This is a genomic window from Buttiauxella sp. AC142, assembly GCF_979253435.1.
On record NZ_CEEDCH010000001.1, the window covers coordinates 3,475,819 to 3,496,707 of the forward strand.

Annotated in this window: 19 protein-coding genes and 5 tRNA genes; 10 read left to right on the forward strand and 14 right to left on the reverse strand. The window is 50.5% G+C overall.

The genetic code is table 11. The features are described 5' to 3' along the window. Positions 1-5 precede the first annotated feature (5 nt). The 10 genes from nrdF (at position 6) to emrB (ending at position 10,695) form a co-directional block, all read left to right on the forward strand. Complete coding sequence (gene nrdF, locus AC0IWZ_RS16185; RefSeq protein WP_034497893.1) at positions 6-968, forward strand: class 1b ribonucleoside-diphosphate reductase subunit beta; 963 nt, start codon at positions 6-8, stop codon at positions 966-968. 342 nt (positions 969-1,310) lie between these two features. Beyond that, positions 1,311-2,510, forward strand: a complete 1,200-nt coding sequence (gene proV / locus AC0IWZ_RS16190) for a glycine betaine/L-proline ABC transporter ATP-binding protein ProV (protein WP_034497895.1) — start codon at positions 1,311-1,313, stop codon at positions 2,508-2,510. Next, complete coding sequence (gene proW, locus AC0IWZ_RS16195; protein ID WP_034497897.1) at positions 2,507-3,589, forward strand: glycine betaine/L-proline ABC transporter permease ProW; 1,083 nt, start codon at positions 2,507-2,509, stop codon at positions 3,587-3,589. The genes proV and proW overlap by 4 nt, the downstream gene beginning before the upstream one ends. 59 nt (positions 3,590-3,648) lie before the next feature. Next, positions 3,649-4,641, forward strand: a complete 993-nt coding sequence (gene proX / locus AC0IWZ_RS16200) for a glycine betaine/L-proline ABC transporter substrate-binding protein ProX (protein WP_471678927.1) — start codon at positions 3,649-3,651, stop codon at positions 4,639-4,641. Positions 4,642-4,837: 196 nt separating this feature from the next. After that, positions 4,838-6,013: an MFS transporter gene (locus tag AC0IWZ_RS16205; protein WP_410373959.1), complete on the forward strand. Its 1,176-nt coding sequence runs from the start codon at positions 4,838-4,840 to the stop codon at positions 6,011-6,013. A gap of 124 nt (positions 6,014-6,137) precedes the next feature. Further along, on the forward strand, positions 6,138-6,878 hold the full coding sequence (locus AC0IWZ_RS16210; protein WP_410373958.1) for an AzlC family ABC transporter permease: 741 nt from the start codon (positions 6,138-6,140) through the stop codon (positions 6,876-6,878). Then, positions 6,875-7,216, forward strand: coding sequence for an L-valine transporter subunit YgaH (gene ygaH, locus AC0IWZ_RS16215; RefSeq protein ID WP_471678926.1), 342 nt, complete (start codon positions 6,875-6,877; stop codon positions 7,214-7,216). The genes AC0IWZ_RS16210 and ygaH overlap by 4 nt, the downstream gene beginning before the upstream one ends. A gap of 84 nt (positions 7,217-7,300) precedes the next feature. Continuing rightward, complete coding sequence (mprA, locus tag AC0IWZ_RS16220) at positions 7,301-7,831, forward strand: transcriptional repressor MprA (protein ID WP_034497909.1); 531 nt, start codon at positions 7,301-7,303, stop codon at positions 7,829-7,831. A gap of 134 nt (positions 7,832-7,965) precedes the next feature. After that, on the forward strand, positions 7,966-9,138 hold the full coding sequence (gene emrA / locus AC0IWZ_RS16225) for a multidrug efflux MFS transporter periplasmic adaptor subunit EmrA (protein WP_034497911.1): 1,173 nt from the start codon (positions 7,966-7,968) through the stop codon (positions 9,136-9,138). A gap of 15 nt (positions 9,139-9,153) precedes the next feature. Beyond that, complete coding sequence (gene emrB / locus AC0IWZ_RS16230; RefSeq protein ID WP_471678925.1) at positions 9,154-10,695, forward strand: multidrug efflux MFS transporter permease subunit EmrB; 1,542 nt, start codon at positions 9,154-9,156, stop codon at positions 10,693-10,695. An 88-nt stretch (positions 10,696-10,783) separates the two neighbouring features. Here the strand turns inward: emrB and luxS are convergent, their stop codons facing one another. The 14 genes from luxS to pncC form a co-directional block, all read right to left on the reverse strand. Then, on the reverse strand, positions 10,784-11,299 hold the full coding sequence (gene luxS / locus AC0IWZ_RS16235; RefSeq protein WP_115627502.1) for an S-ribosylhomocysteine lyase: 516 nt from the start codon (positions 11,297-11,299) through the stop codon (positions 10,784-10,786). 154 nt (positions 11,300-11,453) lie between these two features. Further along, positions 11,454-13,010: a glutamate--cysteine ligase gene (gene gshA / locus AC0IWZ_RS16240; RefSeq protein ID WP_471678924.1), complete on the reverse strand. Its 1,557-nt coding sequence runs from the start codon at positions 13,008-13,010 to the stop codon at positions 11,454-11,456. Positions 13,011-13,089: 79 nt separating this feature from the next. Next, the gene (locus tag AC0IWZ_RS16245; protein WP_172893415.1) at positions 13,090-13,518 is read right to left on the reverse strand and encodes a YqaA family protein; all 429 of its coding nucleotides are present in this window, start codon (positions 13,516-13,518) and stop codon (positions 13,090-13,092) included. Continuing rightward, on the reverse strand, positions 13,515-14,081 hold the full coding sequence (yqaB, locus tag AC0IWZ_RS16250) for a fructose-1-phosphate/6-phosphogluconate phosphatase (protein ID WP_034497919.1): 567 nt from the start codon (positions 14,079-14,081) through the stop codon (positions 13,515-13,517). The genes AC0IWZ_RS16245 and yqaB overlap by 4 nt, the downstream gene beginning before the upstream one ends. A gap of 297 nt (positions 14,082-14,378) precedes the next feature. Beyond that, positions 14,379-14,455 (reverse strand) — tRNA-Arg (locus AC0IWZ_RS16255). Between the two features lie 62 nt (positions 14,456-14,517). After that, positions 14,518-14,594, reverse strand: a tRNA-Arg gene (locus tag AC0IWZ_RS16260). 62 nt (positions 14,595-14,656) lie between these two features. Continuing rightward, positions 14,657-14,733: transfer RNA gene (locus tag AC0IWZ_RS16265), tRNA-Arg, on the reverse strand. A 196-nt stretch (positions 14,734-14,929) separates the two neighbouring features. Further along, positions 14,930-15,006 (reverse strand) — tRNA-Arg (locus AC0IWZ_RS16270). A gap of 4 nt (positions 15,007-15,010) precedes the next feature. Beyond that, positions 15,011-15,103: transfer RNA gene (locus AC0IWZ_RS16275), tRNA-Ser, on the reverse strand. A 326-nt stretch (positions 15,104-15,429) separates the two neighbouring features. Then, positions 15,430-15,615 (reverse strand): carbon storage regulator CsrA, encoded by a 186-nt coding sequence (gene csrA, locus AC0IWZ_RS16280; protein ID WP_013574027.1) that lies wholly within the window; start codon positions 15,613-15,615, stop codon positions 15,430-15,432. A gap of 249 nt (positions 15,616-15,864) precedes the next feature. Next, positions 15,865-18,492, reverse strand: a complete 2,628-nt coding sequence (gene alaS, locus AC0IWZ_RS16285) for an alanine--tRNA ligase (protein ID WP_471678923.1) — start codon at positions 18,490-18,492, stop codon at positions 15,865-15,867. A 161-nt stretch (positions 18,493-18,653) separates the two neighbouring features. Then, a complete protein-coding gene (locus tag AC0IWZ_RS16290) occupies positions 18,654-19,154 on the reverse strand; it encodes a regulatory protein RecX (RefSeq protein ID WP_471678922.1) in 501 nt (166 codons plus the stop codon). 74 nt (positions 19,155-19,228) lie between these two features. Beyond that, positions 19,229-20,293, reverse strand: a complete 1,065-nt coding sequence (recA, locus tag AC0IWZ_RS16295) for a recombinase RecA (protein WP_410373956.1) — start codon at positions 20,291-20,293, stop codon at positions 19,229-19,231. A gap of 83 nt (positions 20,294-20,376) precedes the next feature. Further along, entirely contained in the window at positions 20,377-20,886 is a 510-nt protein-coding gene (gene pncC, locus AC0IWZ_RS16300) for a nicotinamide-nucleotide amidase (protein WP_471678921.1), read from the reverse strand. Between the last annotated feature and the right edge of the window lie 3 nt (positions 20,887-20,889).

A 20,889-nucleotide genomic window follows, 5' to 3' on the forward strand; every position in this document is an offset into this window, starting at 1 on the left:
AGAAAATGAATCAGTTAACCCGCGTGCGCGCCATCAACTGGAACATTATTGAGGATGAAAAAGACCTCGAAGTCTGGAATCGCCTGACCAGTAATTTTTGGCTGCCAGAGAAAGTGCCGTTGTCGAATGACATTCCGGCCTGGCAATCATTAAGTCACGATGAGCAACAACTCACTATTCGCGTGTTTACCGGCCTGACGTTGCTCGACACGGTTCAGAATACGGTTGGCGCGCCGATACTGATGAGTGATGCAATTACACCACATGAAGAAGCGGTATTGTCGAACATCAGCTTTATGGAAGCGGTGCACGCGCGTTCTTATAGTTCGATTTTCTCGACGCTTTGTCAGAGCAAAGATGTGGATGCGGCTTATGCCTGGAGTGAAGAGAACGAACCCTTGCAGCGCAAAGCACAAATTATCCTCGCCTATTATCATGCCGATGACCCATTGAAGAAGAAAATCGCCAGTGTATTTCTGGAATCATTCCTCTTTTATTCAGGCTTTTATTTGCCGATGTATTGGTCGAGTCGCGGCAAGCTGACCAACACCGCAGATCTCATTCGCTTAATTATTCGTGACGAAGCGGTGCATGGCTATTATATCGGCTATAAATTCCAGAAAGTGCTGGCTCAACAAAGCGCTGAACGCCAGGCCGAGTTACAGAATTTCGCCCTCGATTTGCTGATGGATCTTTACGATAACGAAGTGGCGTATACCGATGCGCTATATGGGGGCGTGGGCTGGCAAGAAGAGGTGAAAGCATTTCTGTGCTACAACGCCAATAAAGCATTGATGAACCTGGGCTATCACGCGCTGTTCCCACCTGAAATGGCAGAGGTCAACCCGGCGATACTGGCCGCTCTTTCGCCCAATGCGGATGAAAACCATGACTTTTTCTCAGGTTCAGGTTCGTCATATGTGATGGGGAAAGCGGTGGAAACCGCTGATGAGGATTGGGATTTTTAAATAAGCATATAACCTTAATGTAGGTCGGATATGCATCGCGTCATCCGACATTAATAAATGTAAAAATTGGTGGATGACGCTGTCGCTTATCCACCCTACATATTATTGATGATCGCCTCTCATTTAACCGAATTTCCCATCCGCTTACAAAAAATATCATCTTTCTCTGATTTGCCCTCAGCCCTTTACTCATGGGAAATTCTGCCCACTCAAGCCGCATGGATATTGGATATATCGGAAATCGAGGGTTGTCTCAGATTCTGAGTATGTTAGGGTATATGCAGTGAATATTTCCATCAGGAATTGTGTATAAATATATAAATACAGGAATAACTTTATTGCATGGCAATTAAACTTGAAGTAAAGAATTTATATAAGGTATTTGGCGAGCATCCACAGCGTGCATTCAAATATATAGAGAAAGGTATTTCAAAGTCTGAATTATTGGAGAAAACAGGGCTGTCGCTTGGCGTAAAAGACGCCAGTCTGGCCATTGAAGAAGGCGAGATTTTTGTCATCATGGGGTTATCGGGGTCCGGTAAATCCACCATGGTTCGCCTTCTCAATCGCCTGATTGAACCAACCCGTGGGCAGGTACTCATTGACGGCGTTGATATTGCCAAAATATCCGACGCAGAACTTCGTGAAGTCCGCAAAAATAAAATCTCTATGGTATTCCAGTCATTTGCTCTGATGCCCCATATGACGGTGTTAAATAACGCCGCATTTGGCATGGAATTAGCCGGCATCCCGGTTAAAGAACGTCAGGAAAAAGCGCTTGATGCGTTACGTCAGGTAGGGCTTGAAAATTATTCCCATGCTTACCCTGATGAGCTTTCTGGTGGTATGCGTCAACGTGTGGGTTTGGCACGCGCTTTGGCTATTAATCCGGATATATTATTGATGGATGAAGCCTTCTCCGCACTCGATCCTTTAATTCGTACTGAGATGCAGGACGAATTAATTAAATTGCAGGCGAAACACCAGCGTACCATTGTATTTATTTCCCACGATCTGGATGAAGCAATGCGTATTGGCGACCGAATTGCCATTATGCAGGGCGGCGAAGTGGTGCAGGTCGGGACACCGGATGAAATTCTGAATAACCCGGCGAACGATTATGTGCGCACCTTCTTCCGTGGTGTGGATATTAGCCAGGTATTTAGTGCCAAAGATATTGCCCGTCGTAGCCCGGCAGGGCTGTTGCGTAAAACCGCCGGTTTTGGCCCTCGTTCTGCACTTAAACTGCTCCAGGATGAAGACCGTGAATATGGTTATGTCATTGAGCGCGGGCAAAAATTCCTCGGCATTGTCTCAACCGATTCTCTGAAAGCCGCACTCGCTAAGGGTGAAGGTCTGGATGGGGCTTACCTCGAATCTCCTGCGGCGGTTTCCGCAGAAACGTCGCTGAGTGACTTACTTACCCATGTCGGCCAGGCTCCGTGCGCGGTTCCGGTTATTGGGGAAGAGAGTCAGTACGTGGGCATCATCTCAAAAGGGGTGCTGCTACAGGCGTTAGATCGTGAAGGGGTAAGTCAATGAGTGCATCAAATCCGTGGGATACCGGCAGCGCAGCGACTGCCGACGCAACAACACAACAAGCGGCTTCAACTGCCGATGCGTGGGGAAGCCAGGCCGCTTCAACACCCGCAGCAAGCAGCAGCGCAGACTGGCTGAATTCAGCGCCTGCTCCGCAAGCCGAGCATTTTAATATTCTCGATCCCTTTCATAAGACGCTTATCCCACTCGATAGCTGGGTGACAAGCGGCATCGATTGGGTCGTTATGCATTTCCGACCGGTGTTCCAGGGCATCCGCGTCCCGGTGGATTACATCCTCAGCGGTTTCCAGCACTTCTTGCTGGGCATGCCGGCCCCCGTCGCCATCATTTTGTTCGCGCTGATTGCGTGGCAGATGTCGAGCCTCGGGATGGGTATCGCAACACTGGTTTCGCTGGTGGCGATTGGCGCAATTGGTGCCTGGTCGCAAGCGATGGTAACGCTGGCGCTGGTGCTCACCGCCCTGCTGTTCTGCATGATAATCGGCCTGCCGCTTGGGATTTGGCTGGCACGCAGCGAACGCGCCGCGAAGATAATTCGCCCATTGCTTGATGCGATGCAAACCACTCCGGCGTTTGTTTATCTGGTACCGATTGTGATGTTGTTCGGTATCGGTAATGTGCCGGGCGTGGTGGTGACAATTATCTTTGCCCTGCCGCCAATCGTGCGTCTGACGATCCTGGGCATTAAGCAAGTGCCGGAAGATTTGATTGAAGCCTCACGCTCGTTTGGCGCAAGCCCGCGCCAGATGCTGTTCAAAGTTCAGCTTCCGCTGGCAATGCCAACCATTATGGCCGGCGTTAACCAGACGCTGATGCTCGCACTTTCAATGGTGGTTATCGCCTCGATGATTGCCGTTGGCGGTCTGGGCCAGATGGTACTGCGCGGGATTGGCCGCCTCGATATGGGTCTTGCGACCGTCGGCGGCGTCGGTATTGTCATACTTGCCATTATTCTCGACCGCTTAACTCAGTCCATTGGCCGCGATTCACGCAGCCGTGGCAACCGCCGTTGGTACAACTCAGGTCCAATTGGTTTAGTGACCCGTCCCTTCATTAAATAAGCCTGGCGGCGGCATTCGTGCCGCCCCTCGCCCCATCACCACAATCAGGAATAACGACGATGCGACACACAACTTTATTAGCTACAGCTCTTGCCACACTCGTTACTACCACCACTTTTGCTGCTGATTTGCCGGGTAAAGGCATTACCGTTCAGCCCATTCAAAGCACCATTTCTGAAGAAACGTTCCAGACTGAACTGGTCAGCCGGGCGCTGGAAAAAATGGGTTACACCGTCAATAAGCCAAGTGAAGTCGATTACAACGTCGGTTACACCTCAATTGCCTCTGGCGATGCTACGTTTACCGCAGTGAACTGGCAGCCTTTGCATGACGATATGTATGCCGCGGCAGGCGGCGATAAGAAATTCTATCGTGAAGGTGTGTATGTTACCGGCGCTGCACAGGGTTATTTGATTGATAAAAAAACCGCTGACCAGTATCACATTACCAATGTTGAGCAGCTAAAAGATCCCAAAATCGCCAAACTGTTCGACAGCAACGGCGACGGCAAAGCCGACATGATGGGCTGCACGCCGGGTTGGGGTTGTGAAGCGGTCATTAATCACCAGAACGAAGCGTATAAGCTGGCTGATACCGTCACGGTGAATCACGGTAACTATTCCGCCATGATGGCTGACACGATTGCGCGCTTCAAAGAAGGCAAGCCGGTGCTGTATTACACCTGGACGCCATATTGGGTAAGCGATGTGCTCAAGCCGGGTAAAGATGTGGTGTGGTTGCAAGTACCGTTCTCTTCTTTGCCGGGTGAGCAAAAAGACATTGATACCAAACTGCCGAATGGCGCGAACTACGGTTTCCCGGTGAATACCATGCACATTGTGGCGAACAAAGCCTGGGCTGCGAAAAACCCGCAGGCCGCGAAACTGTTCAGCCTGATGAAATTACCGCTGACGGATATTAATGCTCAGAATGCGATGATGCACAGCGGCCATGCTTCAGAAGCTGATATTCAGGGTCACGTTGATGGCTGGATTAAAGCTCACCAGGCCGAGTTTGATGGCTGGGTGAACGAGGCGCTGGCAGTTAAGTAATAGTTCATATCTAGCTGAGGACGCCCTCATCCCGGCCTTCTCCCCCAAGAGAAGGAGAAAACCGTACAGTTCCCTCTCCAGAGGGAGAGAGTTAGGGTGAGGGCGTCCCAATAAAATCAAACCGCACAATCCGACTCCCGCTTGCCTTAATTTTCGCTATTATTCCCGTCCTGTCATTTCCAACCGAAGAATAAGAATGAATAAAACCTCCCAGGGACTTAGCCCAGCGCTCATCGTCCTGATGTCTATTGCCACGGGTCTGGCCGTTGCAAGCAACTACTACGCACAACCCCTGCTCGACACCATCGCGAATGCGTTTTCACTCTCTATCAATCAGGCCGGATTTATTGTGACTGCGGCGCAGCTTGGCTATGCCGCAGGTTTACTGCTGCTGGTGCCGCTGGGGGATATGTTTGAGCGCCGCGGGCTGATTGTGTTTATGACGTTGCTGGCGGCTGGCGGCATGGTCATCACGGCACTAAGCCAAACGCTGTGGGTGATGATCCTCGGCACTGCACTGACCGGGTTGTTCTCGGTGGTAGCGCAAATCCTCGTGCCCCTGGCGGCTACGCTTGCCGAGCCTGAAAAGCGCGGTAAGGTCGTCGGCACGATTATGAGCGGGCTGTTGCTCGGCATCTTACTGGCACGAACTGTTGCCGGATTACTGGCAAGTCTCGGCGGCTGGCGGACGGTGTACTGGGTGGCGAGTGTACTCATGATCTTTATGGCTGTCGCGCTGTGGCGCGGGCTGCCGAAAGTGAAGTCTGAAACGCACCTTAATTACCCGCAATTGCTCTCTTCGGTATTCGGCCTGTTTATCAAAAACCCACTATTGCGTACCCGCGCATTGTTGGGCTGCCTGACGTTTGCGAACTTCAGCATTCTCTGGACATCAATGGCATTTCTGCTGGCATCACCGCCGTTTAACTTCTCGGATGGGATGATTGGCCTGTTTGGCCTGGCAGGTGCGGCGGGGGCTTTGGGTGCGCGTCCGGCGGGCGGTTTTGCCGATAAAGGCAAAGCGCATCTTACGACGACCATTGGGCTGGTGCTGTTGTTGCTGTCGTGGATTGCTATCGTGATGGGGCAGTATTCAATCATCGCACTTATCATTGGTATCCTGGTTTTGGACTTAACGGTGCAGGGCGTGCATATCACCAACCAAACCGTTATCTACCGCATGATGCCGGATGCGCGAAATCGCCTGACCGCCGGTTATATGACCAGCTACTTTATTGGCGGGGCCGCAGGTTCGATTATTTCTGCCAGCGCCTATCAACATGCTGGATGGAATGGCGTGTGCGCGGCGGGTGCCATCATTGCCCTACTAAATTTGGTAGTGTGGTGGCGCGGTTATCACCGTCAGCCGTGATACCACTAATCCTTTACAGACCCTGCGGATAATTTGGGGTATTAAGGGTCGTACCAGTCTGTTAAGGTTATCCCTGTTTGTTCATTCGAGTGACATTAACGTCAGAAATAGATAAATAGTTAATATGGATAGTCCTGCAACAGTTCCCTTAAATAACGAACAAAATGATGCTACCTGGGTTGAAGGGCTGAAAGACAGTTTACCGATTGTCATCAGCTATATTCCGGTAGCATTCGCATTTGGATTGAATGCGACCAAGCTGGGATTCACGCCATTTGAGAGCCTGTTTTTCTCCTGCATTATTTATGCTGGTGCCAGCCAGTTTGTGATTACCGCTTTATTGGCTGCTGGCAGTTCTTTGTGGGTAGCCGCATTAACAGTCATGGCAATGGATGTGCGCCACGTCTTATACGGCCCTTCCCTGCGCCAACGAATTACCCGTCAGTTGAGCAAACCTAAAACCGCGATTTGGGCTTTTGGCCTGACCGACGAAGTTTTTGCCGCAGCCACTGCGAAGCTGGTGCGCGATAACCGCCGCTGGAGCGAAAACTGGATGATCGGCATCGCATTCAGCTCCTGGTTCTCGTGGATACTGGGCACCGCACTAGGTTCATGGTCCGGGAATGGTTTGCTGGATAACTTCCCTGCTGTGGAAGCGGCGTTAACCTTTATGTTGCCTGCCCTTTTTATGAGCTTCTTACTGGCGTCGTTCCAGCGTAAGCAGTCATGGACGGTGACCGCTTCGCTTGCGGGCGCATTACTGGGCGTCACGCTGATTTCTATTCCTGCGGCGATTTTTGCGGGCATTGCGTGTGGATGCCTGGCGGCATTAGTGCAGGCGTTTTATCAGGGAGAACCAGAATGAGTACACAAGTGCTTTTGCTGGGTCTGCTGGTCGGCTTTGCTAACTATATGTTTCGCTATTTGCCTCTGCGCATCCGGGCAAATTCGACGCGCCCGGCAAAACGTGGCGCGACAGGCGTCCTGCTCGACAGTATTGGCATTGCGTCAATTTGCGCTTTGCTGATGGTTTCCAGCGTGCCTGAAATCATGCATGACGCGCAGCGTCTGGTCCCGACGTTAATGGGATTTATCATTCTCGGGCTGAGCTTTTACAAAACTCGCAGCATTATTATCCCGACGTTATTAAGTGCTCTGGGTTATGGATTAACCTGGAAACTCATGATGGTGATCACCGTCTGACGATGAAAAACGTATAAACAATACATTTACTTTATTTGTCACCATCGTTATTATATCGACCGCAACTAATGAGGTTATGCCAAAATGGATAGTTCGTTTACGCCCATTGAACAAATGCTAAAATTTCGCGCCAAACGCTACGAGGAATTCCCATACCAGGAAGTTCTTCTGACCCGCCTGTGCATGCATATGCAGGGCAAGCTTTTGGAAAACCGCAATAAAATGCTGAAAGCTCAAGGGATTAACGAGACGCTATTTATGGCGTTGATCACTCTTGAATCGCAGGAAAGCCATAGCATTCAGCCTTCAGAATTGAGCTGTGCTCTGGGGTCTTCCCGTACCAATGCGACCCGTATTGCTGATGAACTGGAAAAGCGTGGCTGGATTGAACGCCGTGAAAGCGATAACGATCGCCGCTGCCTGCATCTGCATTTGACCGAAAAAGGTCACGAATTCTTACGTCAGGTGTTACCGCCGCAACACCGCTGCTTGCATGAGCTGTGGTCTTCACTGAGCGGTACGGAGAAAGAGCAGTTGGAAAATATTACCCGCAAACTGCTGACCCGCCTGGATGAAATGGATGAGAACCAGACCGTACTTGAAGCCGTGCGCTAAGTGCCGTGATCGCGTGAAATCGTAGTGCCCCAAAAAAGATGAATACCGACAGGCCAGCAACTCACCTTGCTGGCCTGTCGGGTCTAACAGGTCGGCTCAGCCGATCACTATAATAAAAAAGTGTGGAGATAAGCATGAGCGCACATGCGGAGACTCAAACCCCGCAGCAGCCGGGTAACAAGAAAGGCAAACGTAAAGGTGCCTTACTCCTGTTGACCCTGCTGTTTGTCATTATTGCTGTGGCATATGGGATTTACTGGTTTTTAGTATTACGTCACTACGAAAATACGGATGATGCGTATGTGGCCGGTAATCAGGTACAGATAATGTCCCAGGTTTCCGGAAGCGTAACCAAGGTTTGGGCTGATAATACCGACTTCGTTAAACAAGGCGATGTGCTGGTGACGCTGGACCAGGCTGATGCAGAGCAAGCCTTTGAGCAAGCACAAACCGTGTTGGCTTCAAGTGTTCGTCAGACGCGTCAGTTAATGATTAACAGCAAGCAATATCAGGCCAATATTGAGCTGCAAAAGACTTCTCTTGCACAAGCTCAAAGCGACCTGAATCGCCGCGTACCGTTGGGGAATGCCAACCTGATTGGTCGTGAGGAATTGCAACACGCCCGTGATGCCGTTGCATCGGCTCAAGCGCAACTGGATGTTGCCGTTCAGCAATATAATGCCAATCAGGCGATGATCCTGGGCACTAAACTCGAAGAGCAGCCAAGCGTTAAGCAGGCCGCAGCCGAGTTGCGTAATGCCTGGATGGCGCTGCAACGTACCAAAATCGTCAGCCCAATGACCGGCTATGTTTCGCGCCGTGTCGTGCAAGTTGGCGCGCAAATTAGCCCAACGACTCCGCTGATGGCCATCGTGCCTGCGAGCGGTTTGTGGGTGGATGCAAACTTCAAAGAGACCCAACTTGCGCATATGCGCATCGGCCAACCGGCGACTGTCGTCAGTGATATTTACGGCGATAAAGTTGAGTACACCGGTAAAGTTGTCGGCCTGGATATGGGCACCGGCAGCGCGTTCTCTTTGCTCCCGGCACAAAATGCGACGGGTAACTGGATCAAAGTCGTTCAGCGTTTGCCTGTGCGTATTGAACTGGATGCAAAGCAGCTTGAGCAACATCCGCTGCGAATCGGTTTGTCGACACTGGTGACTGTGGATACCAGTAACCGCGAAGGCAGTATGCTGGCAAATACGACTCGTCACTCTCCGGTGTATGAAAGCAATGCGCGCGAGCTGAATCTTGCGCCTGCCAACGAGCTTATCAATAACATCATCCAGGCCAATGCGGGTTAACAAAGCGGAGCTTGTATGAAACAGCAGAAACCGCTGGAAGGTGCTCCACTGGTCATTATGACCATCGCCTTGTCATTGGCGACCTTTATGCAGGTGCTGGACTCTACCATCGCCAACGTGGCAATTCCGACTATCGCCGGGAACCTTGGCTCATCATTGAGCCAGGGAACCTGGGTTATTACCTCGTTTGGGGTGGCGAACGCCATCTCCATTCCGATAACCGGGTGGCTTGCCAAGCGCCTTGGTGAAGTGAAGCTGTTCATGTGGTCAACGATTCTGTTCGTGTTGGCATCATGGGCATGTGGCGTGTCCAAAAGCCTGGAGATGCTGATTTTCTTCCGCGTTATCCAGGGGATTGTTGCCGGGCCGTTGATTCCGCTCTCACAAAGTCTGCTGCTGAACAACTATCCGCCTGCTAAGCGAAGTATCGCTCTGGCGCTGTGGTCGATGACGGTTATCGTAGCGCCAATTTGTGGGCCAATTCTCGGTGGTTATATCAGTGATAACTACCACTGGGGTTGGATCTTCTTTATCAACGTGCCGATCGGTGCGGTGGTGGTTCTGCTGACGCTGCAAACGCTGCGTGGGCGCGAAACTAAAACCGAGCATCGTCGCATTGATGCCATCGGCCTTGCGCTGTTGGTTGTGGGCATTGGTAGCCTGCAAATCATGCTCGACCGCGGTAAAGAGCTGGATTGGTTTAACTCAACCGAAGTGGTGGTTCTGACTGTCGTCGCGGTGGTGGCGATAAGCTTCTTGATTGTCTGGGAGCTGACGGACGACAATCCGATCGTTGATTTGTCGCTGTTTAAATCGCGAAACTTTACCATCGGGTGTCTGTGTATCAGTCTCGCCTATATGCTCTACTTCGGCGCAATTGTTTTGCTGCCGCAGCTATTGCAGGAGGTATATGGCTACACGGCAACCTGGGCGGGTCTGGCGTCGGCACCGGTCGGGATCATTCCAGTTCTGCTATCACCGATTATCGGGCGCTTTGCTCACAAACTCGATATGCGGCGTCTGGTGACGTTCAGCTTTATTATGTACGCCGTCTGTTTCTACTGGCGTGCTTATACCTTTGAACCGGGGATGGATTTTGGCGGGTCAGCCTGGCCGCAATTCATTCAGGGCTTCGCTGTGGCCTGTTTCTTTATGCCATTGACGACGATTACCCTTTCCGGTTTACCGCCTGAGCGCATGGCTGCAGCATCGAGTTTGTCGAACTTTACCCGAACCCTTGCCGGTTCGATTGGTACGTCGATAACCACGACGCTTTGGACTAACCGCGAAGCGTTGCACCACGCGCAGTTAACGGAGTCGGTCACGCCATTTAACCCGAATGCGCAGCAGATGTATTCGCAGCTCGAAAATCTCGGTATGTCGCCGCAACAAGCCTCTGGCTATATTGCGCAGCAGATTACCAACCAGGGGCTGATTATTTCGGCCAATGAGATTTTCTGGTTCTCAGCGGGAGTCTTTATTCTGCTGTTGGGGTTGGTGTGGTTTGCCAAACCACCGTTTGGTGCCGGCGGCGGCGGCGGCGGCGGAGCACACTAAGTCAGACAGAATGTCAGAAATACAAAAGGGGCCGATTGGCCCCTTTTTGCTTTTACTCATTATTGTCGGATGACGTTGCTTATCCGACCTACAGGTGCAGCTCTTTGAGTGTCTCTTTCGGCAGAGCCAGCTCTTCGTTGCTGTTTACGCTCACGCCATGCTCAAGGATATGACGCGCGATATCCTGTGCTTCTTGCAGCGAGTGCATGTGGTAAGTGCCACATTGGTAAACGTTCAGCTCAGGGATCTGGTTTTGCTCTTTTACCTTCAGTACGTCTTCCATTGCCGCTTTCCATGCATCAGCAACGCGAGTCTCTTCAGGCACACCAATCAGGCTCATGTAGAAGCCTGTACGGCAGCCCATTGGTGAAATATCTATAATCTCTACGCCATTCCCGTTCAGGTGGTCACGCATAAATCCAGCAAACAGGTGCTCAAGAGTATGAATCCCTTTTTCTGGCATCACTTCCTTGTTCGGGATACAAAAGCGCAGATCAAATACAGTGATAGTATCGCCATGAGGCGTATGCATCGTTTTGGCCACACGCACTGCTGGTGCGCCCATTCGGGTATGGTCAACGGTGAAGCTATCCAACAACGGCATCTGACAACCTCCGATAAGTGATTTTTTTAAAAATAAAATGAACCATTCTTTCCTACGCTACTCTGAGTATATGAAAGACGCGCATTTGTTATCATCATCCCTGATTCAGAGATGAATATTTTGGCCACACTCATTGTGGCCTTTTTCTTTTGTATCAAGAGTGACTTTCAAGCCAGACATCAAACGGCTCAGTATCACTGGCCTCGATATCACGCTGGCGCTGCCATGAAGCATCACACTCTTTCTGTAATACTTCTTCAGTCAAAATCTCCAGCGGCTCTTGTACCAGAACCTGACGGTATTGCTCTGCCAACGCAAGCCCTGTACCGCCAATACCATTATCAATCATAGACCGCAGAATACGTGCTGAGTACGTTAATTCTGGATCGTCAAAGCACGCAACCAGTTGGTCGCACACATCCTGATATTCTGTATTTCCGGCAATGCCATCGAGCGTTTCGGCAACGCGGCGTAAATCTGCAAACAGATCCTTGCCCACTTTTGGCAGCGGATGTTGCGCGGTTTCACAGCCCATACCCAGCGTCAGGCCCGGTTTGCGGCCTTCAAGAATCACACGATTCCAGTTTTTGCGGGTACATAACAATTCGTCGCTGCTCATTTCAGGTGCGTCAGCCAACACACACCAAATCATAAACAGATCAAGGAAACGAACCTGCTGCTCGTCAACGCCAATTGGCGAGAACGGGTTGATATCGAGGGAACGCACTTCGATATACTCAATCCCGCCACGCATCAGCGCATCAGAAGGCGACTCACCCGGCCCTGTAACGCGTTTAGGGCGAATCGGTGCATAGAGTTCATTTTCAATTTGCAGCACGTTGGTGTTGATTTGAAGACGCTTGCCGTCCTTCTCTAACCCCATCTGCTCGTATTCTTCCGATGGCGTCTTAATGGCACGTTTCAACCCGGCGACATAAGTCTCCAAATCGTTAAACGTGATGCCAAGATTGCTCTGGGATTTATTGGTATAACCCAAATCGCTCAGGCGCAATGAAGTCGCATACGGTAAGTAATTCATGCCGCATTCGGTTTTTTCAAACGGCAATGCGCTTTCTTTCCCTTGCAGGAAGGATGAACAGATTGCAGGCGATGCACCGAATAAATAAGGGATGACCCAACCAAAACGGTAGTAGTTACGAATCAGGCGGAAGTATCCGGCGGAAATCGCTTCTTTACCGCTCTGCGCATCTTCTACGCCCAGACGAGCCTGCCAGAACTCCAGCGGCAACGAGAAGTTGTAGTGAACGCCAGAGATGGTCTGCATCAACGCACCGTAACGGTTTTTCAAGCCTTCACGATATAAGGTCTTTAAACGACCGTTGTTGGATGAGCCGTACTGTGCCAGCTCAATGTTCTGACCATCGTTGATGTAGCATGGCATGCTCAGCGGCCACATGCGCTCGTCACCCAGTTCACGGGCCGTATGGCGATGGAGATCGCGCATAAACGTCAGCATATGGTCGATGTCGCCATCAACTGGAGTGATAAACTCCAGCAGTGCTTCGGCGAAATCGGTGGTTATCCATTTGTGTGTCAGTGCAGAACCAAGGATTTCCGGGTGTCCGGTTGTTGCCAACTGGCCATCTGGGGTGACTCGTAGCGTTTCACGCTCAAGACCACGATGAATACCTTTTACTGCCTGAGGATGCTTTTCCAGCCAGGCCAGCGCCTGTGATACGTTCGGGATCAAATTGACCTCCCGCCTGTCGAATTCATTTTTATTAAGCATAATTGTTTTAGGTGGGGGTGATATTTATCATTCCACTCAATTAGTGCCACCACGCCATGCCTTGAACCGTTGCAGCCGCTACAACGATATAGCGAAGCGCTTTACCAAGGCATAAAAAAAAGATTACCGGTCCCCAGCTCATTCTTAATAAGCCAGCTAACAGGCACAGCAGATCGCCGATTACAGGCATCCAACTGAGTAATAATGTTACCGGGCCAAAACGCTCCAGCCACGCACTTGCCTTTCCGTGCCAGCGCGACGTTTCCCGTAACGGGAAAAACCGCCCCAGAATAACGTTAGTCAGGCCTCCAAGGCTATTACCCATTGTTGCTATCACAATGAGTAACCAGGTCGGCCCTGTGCCTGCAACTAATAGCGCAATCAGCACCGCCTCTGAACTTCCTGGCAATAAAGTAGCGCTAAGAAAACTGCTGGTAAATAACGAAAAAAGCGAAAGCGCCTCACTCACAGCAAACGGACGTCCACACCATCCATTCCAGCCGCTCGCGCCGCTTCGAGGCCGAAATCGGCATCTTCAAACACCACACATTTTTGCGGTGCAACGCCCATTAATTCAGCGCATAGCAAAAAAGTATCAGGAGCGGGTTTGTGATTTTTAACATGATCGGCCGCGACAACTGCGGAGAAATACTGACGTAAACCTAAGTGGTTTAGCAGCGCCTCGGCAATATCGCTTTCGCTGCCAGTTCCCACGGCCATTGGCCGACGACCATGCCAGGATTTAACGACTTCAATGAGGGGAAGTGGGCGCACCGTATCAAGAAGCATAGCTCTTACGGCCTGCGTTTTTTCCTGCGCAAGACGATGGGGATCAAGATCTGCACGATTGAGTTCGATAATCGCCTGCGCAATACGCCAGGTTGGGGAGCCATTCAACGCAACCATTGCCTGTTCGTCGAACTGCATACCATAACCCGCTAACGTTTCACGCCACGCCTTACGATGTGTTGGCTCGGTATCGAGGATGGTTCCGTCCATATCGAAAATCAGACCGTCGTAACGTTCGTACATCTCATCCCTCACATCACACAATATTGAGGCGTTACTTTAGCGTAAACCAATAATATTGTCGCTTATTTGTAATTGAGATAGTTCAGAAGGTAACTAATGGGTTTGTTTGGTGTTACTGGGGATTTTGTTTTTGAAATTCAGGAGGTAAAACTTGGGGGAAAGATGGTGCACCCAGGAAGATTACTCGCCGAAGGCTCGCCCTTCGGGCCGTTGCTGAAGCAACGTTATCTTCCCTTGTGCTTGCTGAGAAATTGAATTTCTCTGAAGCGCTACCATTGCTGGTATTTGGGAGGAATATGGTGCACCCAGGAAGATTCGAACTTCCGACCGCTCGGTTCGTAGCCGAGTACTCTATCCAGCTGAGCTATGGGTGCATCGGGTTACTGCTTTGACTTCTGAATCAATGTCACTGAAATTGCCGTAACATCGAAGAAGATGGTGCACCCAGGAAGATTCGAACTTCCGACCGCTCGGTTCGTAGCCGAGTACTCTATCCAGCTGAGCTATGGGTGCATCGGGTTACTGCTTTGACTTCTGAATCAATGTCACTGAACTTGCCGTAACATCGAAGAAGATGGTGCACCCAGGAAGATTCGAACTTCCGACCGCTCGGTTCGTAGCCGAGTACTCTATCCAGCTGAGCTATGGGTGCACAGGATTACTTCTTTTACTGCTGACTTAATGCTGTTTGTTGTTCTAAACAACATCAACAAGATGGTGCATCCGGAGCGTTACTCGCGGTGCTTGCCCTGACGGGCCGTTGCGTGAGCAACGTTTTTCTCCCTGCTGCTCGCTAAGAAATTAACTTTCTTTGGAACACTACCAGTGCTACGTGGTAGGAGGAAGAATGGTGCACCCAGGAAGATTCGAACTTCCGACCGCTCGGTTCGTAGCCGAGTACTCTATCCAGCTGAGCTATGGGTGCAAAATGGCGGTGAGGCGGGGATTCGAACCCCGGATGCAGCTTTTGACCGCATACTCCCTTAGCAGGGGAGCGCCTTCAGCCTCTCGGCCACCTCACCACACGCCTCTTTCGAGGTGTACCGTTGAACTTGTTTCTGCTCATCGGCACTGCGTGGCGCACATATTACTTTCCCGCACTTATAAGTCAAACAATTTTTCCCAACTAATTTTTAATTGCACACTTCACACACAATTCGGGCGAATTCACGGCAAAAAGAGTGTTTTATCAACAAGCAAGATAGGGGTAATGGCGAAAAGAAAGCGATTAGGGCAAGTGAGAATTTATGATGATGACAGGAAACATGGGAGGTATTGCGAGGTAATGCGAAGAAAATAAGCCTGTAAAACGAAGCGTCTCGCTAGTGGTTAGCGAGACGCAGTAACTTTAGTAACTCGTTTGTTGCGATTTTTCAGCCTGGATACGTTGGTAGATCTCTTCACGGTGAACAGAAACTTCCTTAGGGGCGTTAACACCAATACGAACCTGGTTACCTTTTACCCCAAGTACTGTCACGGTCACCTCATCCCCAATCATGAGGGTCTCACCAACTCGACGAGTTAGAATCAGCATTCTTTGCTCCTTGAAAGATTAAAAGAGTCGGGTCTCTCTGTATCCCGGCATTCTCCATCATATACGCCAAAAAGTAAGTAGTGACAAACACATAAAGAGTGAACGGCCACGACACTACATTCTGTTATGACTAAGTCTAGCCGATATACGGGACTTTAACCTGACTTTATCATTATTGAGTGTGTGCAAATTAGTAAGACGCCATAACCTGAATGAGCTATGGCGTCTGTCTGCACTTTATTTTTTTACTTAGAGCTTCGCCGAGACCCAGGCTTCCACACCGGCCAGAGCGCCTGGCAATGCTGCCGCGTCTGTACCACCTGCTTGAGCCATATCTGGACGACCGCCCCCTTTGCCTCCAACTTGCTGGGCAATGACTCCAATCAGTTCCCCCGCCTTGACGCGGTCGGTCACATCTTTAGATACACCAGCAATCAAAGAAACTTTGCCTTCTGATACCGTCGCCAGAACAATAATTGCCGAGCCAAGCTGATTTTTGAGGTCATCAACCATGGTACGCAACATCTTCGGTTCAACGTTGGCAAGCTCACTCACAAGGAGTTTAACGCCTTTCACATCGACAGCTTTGCTGGAAAGGTTTGCACTCTCCTGCACCGCCTGCTGTTCTTTCAACTGCTGCAATTCTTTTTCAAGCTGACGGGTACGCTCCAGTACTGAACGCACTTTCTCATTCAGATTCTGGCTGTCACCTTTAAGCAACTGTGCAATATCCTGCAACTGTTCGCTCTGCGCATGCAGATTTGCCAGCGCGCCCTCACCCGTAACAGCTTCAATACGACGAACACCCGCAGCAGTACCTGATTCAGCGACGATACGGAATAGGCCAATATCGCCAGTACGTTTGGCGTGAATCCCACCGCAGAGTTCAGTTGAGAAATCACCCATGCTCAGAACACGCACGTGATCATCATATTTCTCACCAAACAGGGCCATCGCACCTTTCGCTTTAGCCGACTCCAGGTCCATGACGTTGGTTTCGATTGGCAAGTTGCGGCGAATCTGGGCGTTCACAATATCTTCTACCGCACGCACTTCAGCTGGTTTCATCCCTTCAAAATGAGAGAAGTCAAAACGCAGGCCTTTGTCGTTTACCAGTGAACCTTTCTGCGCAACGTGAGTGCCCAGAACCTGGCGCAATGCCGCATGCAGCAAGTGAGTCGCAGAGTGATTCAGACGAATCCGAGAACGACGCTCTTCATCAACTTCAGCTTTTACGCTATCGCCGACTTTCACAACGCCCGCAATTAACTTACCCAGATGACCGATAGCCTGGCCATACTTCTGCGTATCGCTGACAGCAAAATCTACGCCGTTCGCTTTAATCGCACCTTTGTCGCCAACCTGACCGCCAGATTCTGCATAGAATGGCGTCTCGTTGAGTACCACAACCGCTTCTTGTCCGGCAGTAATTTGCTCTACCGCTTTACCATCAACAAACAGCGCGGTGACTTTCGCGGTCAAATCGGTGTGATCGTAGCCTTTGAACTCAGAAGCAGAATCCACGCGAATCATGCTGTTGTAGTCAGCGCCAAAACCGCTGGACTCACGTGCACGACGGCGTTGCTCTTCCATAGCAGCTTCAAAGCCTGCTTCGTCTACCTTGAGGTTACGTTCACGGCAAACATCTGCTGTCAGGTCAACCGGGAAACCGTAGGTGTCGTACAGACGGAAAGCAGTTTCGCCATCAAGAGTGTCGCCGGTCAGTTTCGCCAGTTCTTCATCCAGCAGCGCCAAGCCACGCTCAAGTGTACGAGCAAATTGCTCTTCTTCAGTTTTCAGAACTTGCTCAACCAGCGCTTGCTGGCGTTGCAGTTCTTCGCCCGCCGCACCCATCACTTCAACCAATGGGCCAACCAGTTTGTAGAAGAAGGTTTCTTTCGCGCCCAACATGTTGCCATGACGAATCGCGCGACGAATGATGCGACGCAGCACATACCCACGGCCTTCGTTCGACGGAGTAACGCCATCAGCCACCAGGAATGCGCAAGAACGAATATGGTCAGCGATAACACGCAGCGACTTGCTGGTCAGATCGGTTGCGCCAGTGACTTTGGCAACAGACTGAATCAGCTTGCTGAACAAGTCGATCTCGTAGTTGGAATTAACGTGTTGCAGCACAGCGGCAATACGCTCCAGACCCATACCGGTATCAACCGACGGCTTCGGCAGTGGCAGCATTGTGCCATCCTGCTGACGGTTGAACTGCATGAACACGAGGTTCCAGATTTCGATATAGCGGTCACCATCTTCTTCAGGACTGCCCGGAGGGCCGCCCCAAATGTGGTCGCCATGGTCAAAGAAGATTTCAGTACATGGGCCGCACGGACCGGTGTCACCCATCTGCCAGAAGTTGTCAGATGCGTAAGCGCCGCCTTTATTATCGCCAATGCGGATAATGCGCTCACGCGGAACACCAACTTCTTTTTCCCAGATTTCAAACGCTTCGTCGTCAGTCTCGTATACCGTGACCCACAAACGGTCTTTTGGCAGGTTAAACCACTGCTCGCCGGTCAATAATTCCCATGCGAAATTGATGGCATCATGCTTGAAATAATCGCCGAAGCTGAAGTTACCCAGCATCTCAAAGAAAGTGTGGTGACGGGCAGTGTAACCGACGTTTTCCAGATCGTTGTGTTTACCACCTGCGCGGACACAACGTTGGGACGTTGTTGCACGGGAATAATTACGTTTGTCGAGACCAAGGAATACATCCTTGAACTGGTTCATCCCGGCATTGGTAAACAGCAAAGTAGGATCGTTATTCGGAACCAGGGAGCTACTCGCTACAACCTGGTGACCTTTACTATGGAAAAAATCGAGAAACGCCTGACGGATCTCAGCGGTGCTCTTGCTCATAATTATCCTGAAATCAAGCTAACGAGGAGTTAGCAAACCGGTCATAGCCAATTTTGATGCTTTGGTCTTGACCTGTTTGCCTGGAAAAAGTGGGAATAAGATAAGTTTTCTTATCGGGGAAGTAAAATCCCGCGTGGCCCTAATCGGCAAAATTTAGATATTTACCGTGAATAAACGCCCTGGACATCTTCCATGAAGAATCCGCGGTATAGAAGAAAACGCTGCACCTTAGCTCGTTCTTTCCATTCAGTTGGAAGCGGCTCACCAAATTTTCGCTCAGCAATTTCTTGTGCCATCACCTGCCAGTCTATTTCACAATTCAGCATTGCGGCTTCACTGGTCTCTCGCGAAATACCTTTGCTTTGCAATTCCTGGCGAATACGCTGCGGGCCATAACCTTTGCGGCCACGACTGGCTATAAAGCGTGTTGCGAAAAGTTCGTCATCCAGCCAGCGATGTTCATAACACCAGGCAATCACCTTTTCGATATCTTCTGGCGTAAAAGGATCTTCGTCTGTTTTTGGTTTTCCGGGAAAAGTCGACTGGGCCGTGAGTTTGCGACGAAGTTCTTGTTCGCTGTGATCGCGCATCGCCAAAATGCGAGTGGCTTTGTCTAATAATCTGGAATAAGGGCTGCGGCGGGAAGTAGATTCAGCAGGCATAGCGGATAACCTGTTTAATAGAAATGTTGTTACGCAGAAACAAACAAGGGCTGCCGTAGCAGCCCTTGTGGGATTTAGAAGTCTTCTTTGGTTTCGGCAACGTCTTTGTCGTGGTCATCAGCAACAAAGTCTGGTGTGCCATCTGGATTATTCAGCAGCATATCACGCAGTTTCTTCTCGATTTCAGCAGCCATTGGCTTGTTTTCTTTCAGGAAGTTACTGGAGTTTGATTTGCCCTGGCCAATCTTCTCACCGTTGTAGCTATACCAGGCGCCCGCTTTTTCAATCAGCTTGTGCTTCACGCCTAAATCAACCAGCTCGCCGTAGAAGTTAATACCTTCGCCGTACATGATCTGGAATTCAGCCTGTTTAAACGGTGCAGCAATTTTGTTTTTAACGACTTTAACGCGGGTTTCACTCCCCACCACGTTATCACCATCTTTCACTGCGCCAATACGACGGATATCCAGACGGACAGAAGCGTAGAACTTCAGCGCGTTACCACCGGTAGTGGTTTCTGGGTTACCAAACATCACACCAATTTTCATACGAATCTGGTTGATGAAGATAAGCAGGGTATTGGATTGCTTAAGGTTACCCGCCAGTTTACGCATGGCCTGGCTCATCATACGTGCCGCAAGGCCCATGTGAGAGTCACCGATTTCGCCTTCAATTTCAGCTTTCGGCGTCAGTGCAGCAACGGAGTCAACAACCAGGACATCTACAGCACCAGAACGTGCCAGTGCATCACAGATTTCCAACGCTTGCTCACCAGTATCTGGCTGGGAGCACAGCAGGTTGTCGATATCTACGCCCAGTTTTTTAGCGTAAACCGGGTCCAGAGCGTGCTCGGCATCGATAAACGCACACGTTTTACCTTCACGTTGAGCGGCGGCAATAACTTGCAAAGTCAGCGTCGTTTTACCAGAAGACTCTGGCCCGTAGATTTCAACGATACGCCCCATTGGCAGGCCACCGGCCCCCAGAGCGATATCCAGTGAAAGTGAACCGGTAGAGATCGTTTCCACGTCCATGGTACGGTCTTCACCCAGACGCATGATGGAGCCTTTACCGAATTGTTTTTCAATTTGGCCAAGTGCTGCCGCTAACGCCTTCTGTTTGTTTTCGTCGATAGCCATTTTTACTCCTGTCATGCAGGGTGATACACGGATGTGCCACACTGCTTACTATGCTGTTTTGTTGTGCCAATTATACTGTATGGTCATACAGTATCAAGCTTATTTTTGAGAAATTCTTCCCACAGAGTTTGCAGTGCGTATTCCGTGGCCTGGCGGCGAACTGAGTCACGGTCGCCGTCAAAACATTGATGGTGTGCAACCGTTCCATCTTTCTTTGAAGCAAAACCAAACCACACCGTACCGACGGGTTTTTCAGCACTGCCGCCATTTGGCCCGGCAATTCCGCTAACAGCAACCGCGAAGTCTGCTGCGGCCGCATATAACGCCCCTTGCGCCATTTCGCACACTACGGCTTCACTCACTGCGCCGTGAGTTTCCAGGGTGCCGCTGTCAACACCAATCATCTGATGTTTTGCTTCATTACTGTAGGTAACAAAGCCGCGTTCAAACCAGGCGGAACTGCCCGAAACATCGGTAATCACTTTCGCAATCCAGCCACCAGTACAAGATTCCGCAGTGGTAAGAGTGGCGCCGAGCTGACCCAGCGCTTCACCGACCTGGTGACTTAATTGACGCAATGTTTTCTCTGTCATGTT

What these genes read in the sequence shown, in the direction of transcription:
- nrdF (WP_034497893.1), top strand. Translation starts at nt 6, where the DNA reads ATGAATCAGTTAACCCGCGTGCGCGCCATCAACTGGAACATTATTGAG.
- proV (WP_034497895.1), top strand. Translation starts at nt 1,311, where the DNA reads ATGGCAATTAAACTTGAAGTAAAGAATTTATATAAGGTATTTGGCGAG.
- proW (WP_034497897.1), top strand. Translation starts at nt 2,507, where the DNA reads ATGAGTGCATCAAATCCGTGGGATACCGGCAGCGCAGCGACTGCCGAC.
- proX (WP_471678927.1), top strand. Translation starts at nt 3,649, where the DNA reads ATGCGACACACAACTTTATTAGCTACAGCTCTTGCCACACTCGTTACT.
- AC0IWZ_RS16205 (WP_410373959.1), top strand. Translation starts at nt 4,838, where the DNA reads ATGAATAAAACCTCCCAGGGACTTAGCCCAGCGCTCATCGTCCTGATG.
- AC0IWZ_RS16210 (WP_410373958.1), top strand. Translation starts at nt 6,138, where the DNA reads ATGGATAGTCCTGCAACAGTTCCCTTAAATAACGAACAAAATGATGCT.
- ygaH (WP_471678926.1), top strand. Translation starts at nt 6,875, where the DNA reads ATGAGTACACAAGTGCTTTTGCTGGGTCTGCTGGTCGGCTTTGCTAAC.
- mprA (WP_034497909.1), top strand. Translation starts at nt 7,301, where the DNA reads ATGGATAGTTCGTTTACGCCCATTGAACAAATGCTAAAATTTCGCGCC.
- emrA (WP_034497911.1), top strand. Translation starts at nt 7,966, where the DNA reads ATGAGCGCACATGCGGAGACTCAAACCCCGCAGCAGCCGGGTAACAAG.
- emrB (WP_471678925.1), top strand. Translation starts at nt 9,154, where the DNA reads ATGAAACAGCAGAAACCGCTGGAAGGTGCTCCACTGGTCATTATGACC.
- luxS (WP_115627502.1), bottom strand. Translation starts at nt 11,299, where the DNA reads ATGCCGTTGTTGGATAGCTTCACCGTTGACCATACCCGAATGGGCGCA.
- yqaB (WP_034497919.1), bottom strand. Translation starts at nt 14,081, where the DNA reads ATGTACGAACGTTACGACGGTCTGATTTTCGATATGGACGGAACCATC.
- csrA (WP_013574027.1), bottom strand. Translation starts at nt 15,615, where the DNA reads ATGCTGATTCTAACTCGTCGAGTTGGTGAGACCCTCATGATTGGGGAT.
- alaS (WP_471678923.1), bottom strand. Translation starts at nt 18,492, where the DNA reads ATGAGCAAGAGCACCGCTGAGATCCGTCAGGCGTTTCTCGATTTTTTC.
- AC0IWZ_RS16290 (WP_471678922.1), bottom strand. Translation starts at nt 19,154, where the DNA reads ATGCCTGCTGAATCTACTTCCCGCCGCAGCCCTTATTCCAGATTATTA.
- recA (WP_410373956.1), bottom strand. Translation starts at nt 20,293, where the DNA reads ATGGCTATCGACGAAAACAAACAGAAGGCGTTAGCGGCAGCACTTGGC.
- pncC (WP_471678921.1), bottom strand. Translation starts at nt 20,886, where the DNA reads ATGACAGAGAAAACATTGCGTCAATTAAGTCACCAGGTCGGTGAAGCG.